General features: G+C 66.9%; 9 protein-coding genes. 2 read left to right on the top strand and 7 right to left on the bottom strand.

The genetic code is table 11. The features are described from left to right. Window positions 1-282 (bottom strand): hypothetical protein (locus BST40_RS31180; RefSeq protein WP_208618916.1); only part of this gene is annotated, 282 nt, incomplete at its 3' end. Window positions 283-466: 184 nt separating this feature from the next. Here BST40_RS31180 and BST40_RS30205 point away from each other — a divergent pair. Further along, window positions 467-628, top strand: a complete 162-nt coding sequence (locus tag BST40_RS30205) for a hypothetical protein (protein ID WP_156908226.1) — start codon at window positions 467-469, stop codon at window positions 626-628. Window positions 629-731: 103 nt separating this feature from the next. Here the strand turns inward: BST40_RS30205 and BST40_RS20095 are convergent, their stop codons facing one another. Continuing rightward, window positions 732-1,574 carry a GerMN domain-containing protein gene (locus tag BST40_RS20095; RefSeq protein WP_083155264.1) on the bottom strand — a complete coding sequence of 281 codons (843 nt, stop codon included), beginning with the start codon at window positions 1,572-1,574 and terminating at the stop codon, window positions 732-734. Window positions 1,575-1,791: 217 nt separating this feature from the next. Continuing rightward, complete coding sequence (ltrA, locus tag BST40_RS20090; RefSeq protein ID WP_232341728.1) at window positions 1,792-3,165, bottom strand: group II intron reverse transcriptase/maturase; 1,374 nt, start codon at window positions 3,163-3,165, stop codon at window positions 1,792-1,794. Between the two features lie 854 nt (window positions 3,166-4,019). On the opposite strand from ltrA, the gene BST40_RS20085 reads away from it, so the two are divergent. After that, window positions 4,020-5,741: a DEAD/DEAH box helicase gene (locus tag BST40_RS20085; protein WP_075549319.1), complete on the top strand. Its 1,722-nt coding sequence runs from the start codon at window positions 4,020-4,022 to the stop codon at window positions 5,739-5,741. 13 nt (window positions 5,742-5,754) lie between these two features. Here the strand turns inward: BST40_RS20085 and BST40_RS20080 are convergent, their stop codons facing one another. The 4 genes from BST40_RS20080 to ftsY all read right to left on the bottom strand — a co-directional run bounded on the left by BST40_RS20080 (window position 5,755) and on the right by ftsY (window position 11,454). Further along, on the bottom strand, window positions 5,755-8,202 hold the full coding sequence (locus BST40_RS20080; protein WP_083135072.1) for a [protein-PII] uridylyltransferase: 2,448 nt from the start codon (window positions 8,200-8,202) through the stop codon (window positions 5,755-5,757). Between the two features lie 51 nt (window positions 8,203-8,253). Next, the gene (gene glnB / locus BST40_RS20075; protein ID WP_023372285.1) at window positions 8,254-8,592 is read right to left on the bottom strand and encodes a nitrogen regulatory protein P-II; all 339 of its coding nucleotides are present in this window, start codon (window positions 8,590-8,592) and stop codon (window positions 8,254-8,256) included. Then, window positions 8,589-10,022 (bottom strand): ammonium transporter, encoded by a 1,434-nt coding sequence (locus tag BST40_RS20070; protein ID WP_089025233.1) that lies wholly within the window; start codon window positions 10,020-10,022, stop codon window positions 8,589-8,591. Before BST40_RS20070 ends, glnB begins: the two co-directional genes overlap by 4 nt. Before the next feature lie 142 nt (window positions 10,023-10,164). Continuing rightward, window positions 10,165-11,454: a signal recognition particle-docking protein FtsY gene (gene ftsY, locus BST40_RS20065; protein ID WP_075549317.1), complete on the bottom strand. Its 1,290-nt coding sequence runs from the start codon at window positions 11,452-11,454 to the stop codon at window positions 10,165-10,167. Between the last annotated feature and the right edge of the window lie 6 nt (window positions 11,455-11,460).

The raw sequence follows: 11,460 nt of genomic DNA, 5'->3' as shown, positions 1-11,460 counted from the left end.
GATCCACACCGCATCGAGCAACCACCCCGGCACCGGTGCCGACGAAACCCGCCGCGCACCGCCAAACCGCTCCAACACCAACGCAAAATCCCAACCATCGCGAGCCAACCGCCGAGCAAACTGACGCCAATCACCACTGGCACACGACCGACACCACGCCGCCAACCGCCGCCCCGCCCGATCAGCATCCGACTTCTGCCCCGGCACCGACTCGAAATCACCCGACAACAACTCATCAACACTGGCCGCACCCACCAACACCCGCTCAAAAAACGTGTCCATCCCGTCCCTTTCGCCGCCACCCGGCGTAAACCCCGCCCCACCACCATAATTGGCCACCACACTCACCAAAACACCCAACGACCATCAGCGCCCACCTTGAGGACCAAAGTCCCTACAAGCCCACCACCACTACGACAGACAGTAAAAGTCCACCATCAACCCATACCCAGAAAGGACCACCCCGATGAACCACACCATCCAACTCCCCCAACTCGACGACGACATCTTCGCCTTCAACTTCTCCGACGAAGCCATCGAAGCCGCCGCCGGCATCAGCAGCGGCATCGAAGACACCACCCAATGCACCTGGTCAGTCACCACCCTGTGCAACCCCTGCAAAGAATAAGCACCCCAACACCATTCACCATCTGGGTGCGGCCTGATCACTCGCCTGCCGAAACAGCTTGAATCTCTTGGCAATCGAGCTTCCTACAGCTATCGGCGGGGTCTCAGAAGTTCACCGGAACCTCGTAGACGTTGCGGTGGGATCCGTCCTTCATGCTTACTTCCCAGACGGTGACACGGCCCAGGCCAGGGCGTTGCGTCGAGTAATTCGAGGTGAATGCGAAGGGGCCCCAGTTTCCCCATTCCAGCCCCGTCACCGTGGTGAAACCCTGGTCTAGCTCGGCGCCGTCCGGGGCGTTGACCGAATACGTGACCGTTCCCTCGAAGACGTTGGCGATTCCGGAGACCTTCAACGGCGAGGTCACAGCTTGCCCGGGCACCGGCGACTCGATCAGAATCCTCGGTAGCACGGCGTCGATGTCGGCGCGTTTGAGGTTGGCCGCCCCTTCCAACGGCTTCCCGGCGACGGTGATGGTTACCTGGTCGACGCCGGCGAACTGGGTGAGCGTGCAGACGACCTCGGCGACTCGCAGCTGCATCGGGGCGCCCGGCAGCGCGGCGCCGTCGGCCCGGAAGTCGTTGGACAGGTCGACGGTCGCGGTGCCGCCCGCGACGTTGAGGCCCAGCAGCGTGGTGGCGGCCGGAATCTCCGTCGACAGGCCGATTCCCCGCTCGAAGTCGGCGGGGCCCGCCAGTAGCGCCCGGACCGCGAGTTCGGCCGCCATGGATGAGTGCGGATCGGCCGCGTTCCGCCCGGCAGTGGCGACCTTGCCGGCCCGCACGAAGTAGACCCGAAGGGCAACGCCGGTACCGGGCATCGTCGTCGGCGCCATCGACGTCGCACCGGACTTCGACGACGTGGTCGCAGCCGGCGGCTGGTGCGTGGCGCATGCAGCTCCCGCGTATAACCAGCCGATGGCCGAGATCAAGCACAGTGCCCGCCGCATGGGCTGAGAGTGCCACCAGAACGCGGTGGTGCGCCAGGGACGAATGGCCTCTCCAGGTGCCGCGGCCGTCGCTCGCTGCAAAAGCCGCACCCGCGGATCGGGTCACCTCATTGGTAGTCGGGGGCGCGGTGCTCAGTGAGCCCGTTTCCCCTTCCCCCTTTCAATCCGTGCGTGCGGTTTTCCCGCACACGGCTTACCGATGATCTTCTAGACATGGTTACGCTGCCTTCGGGTAGCGGATGGTGCCACGAAGCCGGTGCAGGCCGTGCCCGTTAAACCACTCTTCGGTCCACTGATCGGCTTGGCCGGCACGCAGATTGCGGCCCCGCTTTTGAACCATCAAGCGGAACAGCCGCCATCGGACGTACCGGTCGATCTGGCGGAACTTCTTGGCGGCATTGCCGGTACGAAAGTAGTTGCCCCAGCCGCGCAGGATCGGGTTCAGATCCGCGATCACGTCCCGGATATCGAGACCGACCCGATTGCCCCCGGTGCGGTCACGCACCTTGGCCCGTAGTCGGGCCATGGCCGTTTGGCTGGGCCAGCGGTGCAGGTAGTAGCGCACAATGCGCTTCTGTTCCCACAGCCGCCCCGACATGCGAGCTCGGAAATGACAGCCCAGAAAGTCCAGGCCCTCACAACCTGCCCGTAGGTCGACCACCTTCGTCTTATCCGGATGCAGCCGCAACCCCAACGACGCCAGGATTTCTCCTACCGCCGCTAGAGCGTGCTCGGCTTGTTCCGCCGTACGGCACAACACCACACCGTCATCGGCATAACGCACCAACTCACCTACCCCACGGGCAGCGAGTTCGGTGTCGAGCACATGCAGATAGACGTTGGCCAACAGCGGCGAGATCACCCCGCCCTGCGGAGTGCCCGCGACCGTCCGCTGGGTCACCCCCTCGACCAACACTCCTGCTTGCAGCCACAAACGCAGCAGTTTGAGCACCCGCCGATCCGAGACCCGCCTACCCACCTCCGTGAGCAGCCGGTCGTGGTCGATCTCACCGAAGAAATTGGCGATATCGAACTCGACCACAAACACCTGACCCTGGATGAACCCGGTCCGCAAGCGTTCCTTGGCCATCACCGCCGACCGCCTCGGCCGAAACCCGAACGAGCACGACAGAAAATCCGCCTCGAAAATCGGTTCCAACACGATCTTGGCCGCCGCCTGGACCACCCGGTCTCGCACCGTGGGAATACCCAACGGCCGCTTACCACCTCGTGGTTTCGGGATCTCCACACGCCTAGCAGGCGCGGGACGATACCGACCTGTGCGAAGGTCATGGCGCAACTCACGCAACATGCGGTCCACGCCGTAGTCCTCCACCGCGGCCACGGTGATCCGATCCACCCCGGCCGCGCCCTTGTTCTTACGCACCCGCTCCCACGCCTCCCACAGGACGTCACCCCTGTAGATACGGTCATACAGGGCGTGGAAACGCCGACCCTCAGACTGCTTGGCCGCAGCCCATAGCACCCGTTGCAGTTGTTGCACTTTCACCGGCGAGGCCACCAACGGCTCGTCGTCGGCTACGGCAAGCGATGGCTTACCGGGGTAGTTGGACCGAGTCACCTCGGTCATGCCCTCACACTTACCCGCTTCGCGCGCGTGATCAAAGCAGGGGCCCTTCCCTCCCGGCGTGTCTCTCACACCGATCAGCGGTACTACGACCCCCTCGGACTCCCGCTGCCCTCCAAGGGATTTCACCATCGGCTTATACCCTTGGTCTTTGCCTGACGCAGGCTGAGCAGACCGACCTCTCCCCTTCCGAACCAGACTGTGTGCACGTGCCGCTCCCCATACCCCGGAAGGACCCGCCGAGCTAACCCCGGACCAGGGCTCGACAGACATAGGCCTTCGCCGTGACATGAGCGGCTCGGCTCCTCCGTTGTAAATTTGACGAGGCTGCAGGACTCGCGCCTAACGGCACTACGGCCCGCGCACTTGCTCCCTCCAAAGAGGCTCTCGACACCCCGCTTAGCCCGCCGCCTCTCAACGACGAACCGGGGCCTGCTACCCGGCGCTCCGGTGCCTACCGGGACGGGACTTACACCCGCAAGCCTGATCCAGCTTCTAGGACGCACCATGCGGCCCACCGTAGAACAGCCCGCGGTTATCGGTTGGCTTTCCACCAGGTGTACAGGCCGGCGAGGTCGGGTCCGCTGGCCAGAGCCAGCAGCAGGTCGCGGTCTTTCGCCCACAACTGACCCATGTCGCGACTGCACCCAAAAGTGTTGCCATGCTAGATTTCACACTCGCCGCCCAGCCGCACTGATTCGACCCGCAACACTTTCGTCGCGCCCGCCGGTGTGCCGACAACGGCTCCCCGCGTGTTATGCCGCGACATGCCAGCACGTCGGGTCGGCGTGCGGAGGCAGGTGACGGCGTGAACGTGAACCGCCACGCGCGGGTGAGCATCTGGGGGGCAGTGTTCGATGCAGCAGGTCAGTCACGCCGACGCCGACGGCAGTCGGCCGTTGCGGGGCTGGCAGCGCCGGGCAATCGTCAAGTACCTGGCCGCCGAGCCGCGGGATTTTCTGGCCGTGGCCACCCCCGGGTCGGGCAAGACGACGTTCGCCCTGCGGATCACGGCCGAATTGCTGAGCCATCGCGCGGTCGAGCAGGTCACCGTCGTGGTGCCCACCGAGCACCTGAAAATTCAGTGGGCACAGGCCGCCGCGCGGCATGGGCTGGCCTTGGACCCCAGGTTCACCAACTCCAACCCCCGGACCTCACCGGAGTACCACGGCGTCGTCGTCACCTACGCCCAGGTCGCCGCGCATCCGACGCTGCACCGGGTGCGCACCGAACAACGCAAGACGCTGGTCGTTTTCGACGAGATCCACCACGGCGGCGACGCCAAGACCTGGGGCGACGCCATCCGGGAGGCATTCGGCGACGCCACCCGCCGTCTCGGCCTGACGGGCACACCGTTTCGCAGTGACGACAGCCCGATCCCGTTCGTCAACTATGCCCCCGACGGGGACGGCGTGCTGCGTTCGGAAGCCGACCACACCTACGGCTATGCCGAAGCCCTTGCCGACGGCGTGGTCCGGCCGGTGGTGTTTCTCGCCTACTCCGGGCAGGCGCGCTGGCGCGACAGCGCCGGCGAAGAGCATGAGGCACGCCTGGGTGAGCCATTGTCGGCCGAGCAGACCGCACGGGCCTGGCGCACGGCGCTGGACCCTGCGGGCGAGTGGATGCCTGCGGTCATCACCGCCGCCGACCAGCGGTTGCGTCAGCTGCGCGCCCAGGTGCCCGACGCCGGTGGCATGATCATCGCTTCGGACCGGACGGCGGCCCGAGCCTATGCCGGGTTGCTGACCACGCTGACGTCCGAAGCGCCCACCGTCGTCCTGTCCGATGATCCCGGATCCTCTTCCCGCATCGCGGAATTCGCCTCCAGCACCAGCCGGTGGCTGGTCGCGGTGCGGATGGTCTCCGAAGGCGTCGACGTGCCCCGCCTGTCGGTGGGGATCTATGCCACCAGCGCCTCGACGCCGCTGTTCTTCGCGCAGGCGGTTGGCCGGTTCGTGCGGTCACGCCGACCCGGTGAAACCGCGAGCATCTTCTTGCCGTCGGTTCCCAGCCTGCTGCAGCTGGCCAGCGAGCTGGAGGCGCAGCGCAACCACGTGCTGGGCAAGCCGCACCGGGAATCGGGCGACGATCCGCTCACCGGTGACCCGGCCACCAGGACACAAACCGAACCGGGTGAAACCGGCTTCACCGCACTGGGAGCCGACGCCGAATTGGATCAGGTCATCTTCGACGGATCGTCGTTCGGCACCGCCACTCCGGCGGGAAGCGACGAGGAGGCCGACTACCTCGGCATCCCCGGGCTGCTCGACGCGGAGCAGATGCGCGCCCTGCTGCACCGTCGCCAAGATGAGCAGCTGCAACGGCGGGCCCGGCTTCAGCAAGGGGCCGCGCAAGCAGGCCCCGCCCAGCCGGCCACCACCCACGGCCAACTCCGCGAGCTGCGCCGCGAACTCAACAGCCTGGTGGCGATCGCGCATCATCGCACCGGCCGGCCGCACGGCTGGATCCACAACGAACTTCGCCGCCGCTGCGGCGGGCCGCCGATCGCCGCCGCAACCCGCGAGCAGCTCAAGGCGCGCATCGAAGCCTTGCGCCAGTTGAACTCCGAGCAGGCGTGACCGCGGGGGCGGGTCAATCGCCGACGGGCTCGTCGACCAATACGTCGGCGGGGGTACCCAGCACCGCCGACAGCTGCTGCTCGACCGCGGCGGGTACGTCGGACTCCCCGGGAACCATCACGCAGAAAACGTCGGCCGCGGTCGACCCGAACGTGTTGACCTTGGCCCACACGATATCGACGCCCGCGCGCTCCAGGGCGTGCGCGAGCAGCGCGAGCAATCCCGGTCTATCCATGGCACGAACCTCCAGGATGAGCTGACCGGAGCTGGCAGATTCCAGCCACATGATGCGCGGCGGGGCGGCCGAACGCGTGACCGGCACTCCGGCCACCACCTCACCGGCTCGCTCGGATGCGAAACTGCTGGCCTCGCTGTCCCGCTTTTCCACCATGGCCAGCACATCGACGTCGCCGCCGAGGGCACCGACGAATTGCTGGCGCAGCAGTTCGGCCGCCGGCGGCGAACCGAACAGCGGGGACACCACGAATTCGGTGATCGCAACGCCGTCGTGACTGTTCACCGCCGCGGAATGGACACCCAGCGAATTCAACGCCAGCACGGCAGCGGCTTTGGAGACCAACCCCGGCTTGTCCGGGGCGACCATCACCACCTGGTACATCCGTGCGCTGTCGCCGGGTCCGATCTCCACGTGCACGCCGTGATCGGCGGCCAACGAAAGATAGTGCGGAGCAAGGGGTTTCGCCTGAGGCAGGGCCTCGCCTGCCATCACCATCCGGCAGCGTGACACCAGTTTGTCGACCAGCGACGCCTTCCATTCGCTCCACACGCCCGGGCCGGTGGCCTTCGAGTCGGCTTCCGTCAGCGCGTGCAGCACCTCGAGCAATTGCGGGTCCCCGCCCAGGGCCTCGGAGACACCCTCGATGGTCTTCGGGTCGTTCAAGTCGCTGCGGGTGGCGACGACGGGTAGCAGCAGGTGATGGCGGACCAGCTTCGAGAGCACATCGACGTCCGCCGGCGGTAGACCCAGCCGCTCGCCGATCTGCATGACCATTTCGGAGCCCAGGACACTGTGGTCGGCGCCCCTGCCCTTACCGATGTCGTGCAGCAGCGCGCCAAGCGCCAGCAAGTCGGGTCGGGCCACCCGGGTGGACAGCGGCGCCGCATGGATCGCGGTCTCGATCACATGCCGGTCCACGGTCCATTTGTGGGCGACATCGCGGGGCGGGAGGTCGCGGATGCTGCCCCATTCCGGCAGCAATCGGCCCCATAACCCGGTGCGGTCGAGCGCTTCGATCGTCCCCACCGCGGTGGGGCCGGCCAGCAGCACCACCAGCAGGTCGTCCAATACCTCACGCGGCCAGGGCGTCGGCAGCTCCGGAGTGCAGGTGGCCAGCCGGCTCAAGGTGGCGGCGCCGATGGGCAGTCCGGTGTCGGCCGCGGCGGCGGCCACGCGCAGCATCAGTCCCGGATCGCGTTCGGGGTGAGCGTCCCGGGCCAGCACGATTTCGCTGGCGTACTCGACGACGCCCTCGTCCAGCGGCCGCCGCTTGGGCCGGTGTCGTAGGGCCGAGATACCCCGCCGCGGCAACGCATTGGCGGCGGTGCGCAGTCCGGTTTCGGAGTGGTAGGCGATGGTGCGCCCGGCGCCGGACAGCATCCGCGCCAAGTCGAATCGGTCGCCGAAATGCAGGGCTGCGCTGATGTCATCGGCGTGCTGGGCCAGCAGCAGATCGTGCCCGCGGCCCGATACCCGGTGCAGTTCGGTGCGCACGTCGAGCAGCGTGAGGTAGGCGTCGTCCAGCGAACCCACCGGCAGGCCCGGAGCGGCCATGCCGTGGCGGTCGATGAGCTGCGCGATCGCCAGCGCGTTGAGCAACTGCACGTCGCGAAGGCCACCGCGACCCGACTTGAGGTCGGGTTCGGCGCGGTGGGCGATGCGACCGTATCGCAACCAACGATCATGCGTTATTTCGACGAGTTCGTCCATGCGCGAACGTATTCCGCTGCGCCATTGCCGCCGCACGCCTTCGATCAACCCGTCCGAAAGTCGCTTGTCGCCGGCGATGTGACGGGCTTCCAGCATGCCCAGGGCGGCCACCAGGTCGGAATTGGCCACGCCCAGCGCGTCAGTAACGGTTCGCACGCTGTGGTCGAGCCGAATGTTGGCGTCCCACAACGGGTACCACAGCTTGTCGGCGACCTCCCCCAGCACCTCGGCAGGCTTGCCGTCGTGCACCAGCAGCAGGTCCAGGTCGGAATGCGGCAGCAGCTCGCATCGGCCCAGCCCACCGACCCCGACGATCGCGAAGCCGCTGTCGTCGGTGATCCCGATTTCCGCGGCCTTGGCGGTCAGCCAGGACTCGTGCAGGTCCAGCCAGGCCTGTCGCAGCTCCGCGGGATCCGGTGCCCGCTGGTCGTCGGACAGCAATTGGCGCCGTGCGGCAACCAAATCGCTTGCCGGGCAGGCGGTTCCGGCCTGGTCGCGCTGGTCGGGGGTCATACCGGGTGGGGCCGGCGCGTCCCAGATCGGTTCAGCAATGCGCGACGACTCTCACAGCGCGTCCGGTCCGCGTTCACCGGTGCGTACCCGCACGATGGTGTCCACAGGGCTGACCCACACCTTGCCGTCGCCGATCTTGCCGGTGCGCGCCGCCCGCACGATGCTGTCGACCACCTTGTCGACGATGGAATCGTCGACGACCACTTCGACCCGGACCTTGGGCACGAAATCGACCGAGTATTCGGCGCCGCGGTAGACCTCGGTGTGGCCCTTTTGCCGTCCATAACCCTGGATTTCGCTGACGGTCATCCCCAGGACGCCGGCGTCCTCGAGGCTGGCCTTGACGTCGTCGAGGGTGAACGGCTTGACGATCGCGGTGATCAGCTTCATTTCGGCTCCGCCTCCACTTTCTCGCTCACTCGCTCTTCCAGGCCGTTACGCGAACCCAGCGCCGGGCCGGGACGGGGAAGAACCGAACCGCTGGTGACCGCGAAATCATAGCCGCTCTCGGCGTGCTCAGCCTCGTCAATACCCGCGTATTCTGCCTCCGCACCCAACCGCAGCCCGATGGTGTACTTCAGGATAAGAGCCAAGATAAGCGTGACGACGCCAGAGTAGACCAGAACGCTGAACGCGCCGACCGCTTGCCGTTCCAACTGCGCAAACCCGCCGCCGTAGAACAACCCCTTCGACACCCCGGCCACGCCGTTGATGGCCACGCTCTCGGGTGCGGCCAGTAAACCGATCAGCAACGTGCCCACCAGACCGCCGACCAGGTGTACCCCGACCACGTCGAGCGAGTCGTCAAACCCCAGCTTGAATTTCAGGCCGACCGCCAGCGCGCACAGCACACCGGCCACCGCCCCGACCGCCAGCGCGCCCAGAACGTTGACCGACGAGCACGACGGGGTGATGGCGACCAGTCCGGCGACAATGCCCGAGGCCGCGCCCAGCGTCGTGGCCTTACCGTCGCGGATGCGTTCGGTCAGCAGCCAGCCCAGCATGGCCGCGGCGGTGGCGACGGTGGTGGTGATGAACGTCGACCCGGCGGCGCCGTTGGAGCTGGTGGCCGACCCGGCGTTGAATCCGTACCAGCCGAACCACAGCAACCCGGCCCCGAGCATCACGAACGGCAGGTTGTGCGGCCGGAACAGCGTCGTGGGCCAGCCCTTGCGCTTGCCCAGCACGATCGCCAGCACCAGGCCGGCCACACCGGCGTTGATGTGGACCGCGGTGCCCCCGGCGAAGTCGATGGCGTGCAGCTTGTTGGCGATCCAGCCGCCGTGCGCGGAGGCGAACTTGTCGAACGCGAAGACCCAGTGCGCCACCGGGAAGTAGACGAACGTCGCCCAGAGCCCGGCGAAAGCCAGCCAGGCACCGAACTTGAGCCGGTCGGCGACCGCTCCCGAGATCAAGGCCACCGTGATGATCGCGAACATCAGCTGGAATGCCACGAACACGGTGGCCGGCAGGGTGCCGGCCAGCGGAATATTCACCGCCGCGGTTTGCGTCGCGGGATCGGCGGCCACCGCGTTGCCCCCGATCAGGCCCTTCAGGCCCCAGTATTCGGTCGGGTTGCCGGCAATGTTGCCGACGTCGTCGCCGAACGCCATCGAGTAGCCGTAGAGCACCCAGAGCACGGTGACCACGCCCATCGCACTGACGCTCATCATGATCATGTTCAGCACGCTCTTGGCGCGCACCATGCCGCCGTAAAAGAAAGCCAGGCCCGGCGTCATCAACAGCACGAGGGCAGAACTCGCCAGCATCCAGGCCGTATCGCCGGTGTTGGGTACGCCCATGATCGGGAATTGGTCCACTCGCTATCACCTCCAGTCAGCGTTGGGAGGGCCCCAGGACTATGACTGGCGACCTGATCCAGAACCATGCGCAGTAGTTGTTGCGGCGATGGTGCGGTGATGTTTCGTGAGGATTAACGTAAAACTTGCTGTGTAAGAGCTGCTAGCCGAGCAGCGCGTCGACGAAGGCGGCCGGTTCGAACGGCGCCAGGTCGTCCGGGCCTTCGCCGAGCCCGACCAGCTTGACCGGCACGCCGAGCTCCTGTTGGACGCGGAAGACAATGCCGCCCTTGGCCGTTCCGTCCAGTTTGGTGAGCACTACGCCGGTGATGTCGACGACTTCGGCGAAAACCCTGGCCTGCGCCAGTCCGTTCTGCCCGATCGTGGCGTCGAGCACCAACAACACCTCGTCGACGGCGGCGCGGCGGGTCACCACCCGCTTGACCTTGCCGAGTTCGTCCATCAACCCGACCTTGGTGTGCAACCGGCCGGCGGTGTCGATGAGCACGACGTCGGCGCCGTGGGCGATGCCCTTGTCGACGGCATCGAAGGCCACCGATGCCGGGTCGGCGCCTTCGGCCCCGCGCACCACCTCCGCACCCACCCGGGCCGCCCAGGTCTGCAGTTGATCGGCCGCCGCGGCCCGGAAGGTGTCGGCCGCGCCGAGCACCACCCGCCGGCCGTCGGCCACCAGCACCCGCGCCAACTTTCCGACGGTGGTGGTCTTGCCGGTGCCGTTGACACCCACCACCAGCAACACCGAGGGATGGTCGGCGTGCGGCAGCGCCCGGATCGAGCGGTCCATGACCGGCTGCAGTTCTTTGACCAGGACATCTCGTAGCACGGCCCGGGCATCCGCCTCGGAACGCACATCGGCGCTGGCCAGCCTGCTCCGCAGCTGCGACACCACCGACGCCGTGACCACGGGGCCCAGGTCGGCGACCAGCAAGGTGTCCTCGACGTCCTGCCAGGAGTCCTCGTCCAGGTCGCCGCCGCCGAGCAAGCCCAGCATGCTGCGGCCGAAGGCGTTCTGCGACTTGGCGAGCCGTCCGCGCAGCCGCTCCAACCGCCCTTCCGGCGGCTCGATCGCCTCGACTTCCGGCGCTACCGGCGGCGCAACGGTCTCTGGTTCGGGCTTGACTTCGGGGAGATGGACATCAGAGATGGTGCGTTTGACGGCGTCACGCGGGAGGGTCGCATCGTCGCCGACTGCGGGCAGTCCGCTGGTGTCGATCCGATCGGCCGGTTCGACGGTCTCGACAGCCGAGGGCGTCTGGCTGAAGGTGATGCCGGACGACGCCGTGTAGCCGCCCGAACGGTCGATTACCCCCGGTTTCGGCTGGGTCGACAGGCGGATCCGGCGACGGCGATAGCGCACCAGGCCGATGACCAGCGCGGCGATGACGACCAGGACGGCGACGACCGCGATGGCGATCCACAGACCTTCCGACACACTGAC

The sequence above is a fragment of the Mycobacterium persicum genome (assembly GCF_002086675.1).
Lineage (GTDB): Bacteria > Actinomycetota > Actinomycetes > Mycobacteriales > Mycobacteriaceae > Mycobacterium > Mycobacterium persicum.
Note: the sequence above shows the minus strand (reverse complement) of the source record. Positions and strands in the feature narration are given on the sequence as shown.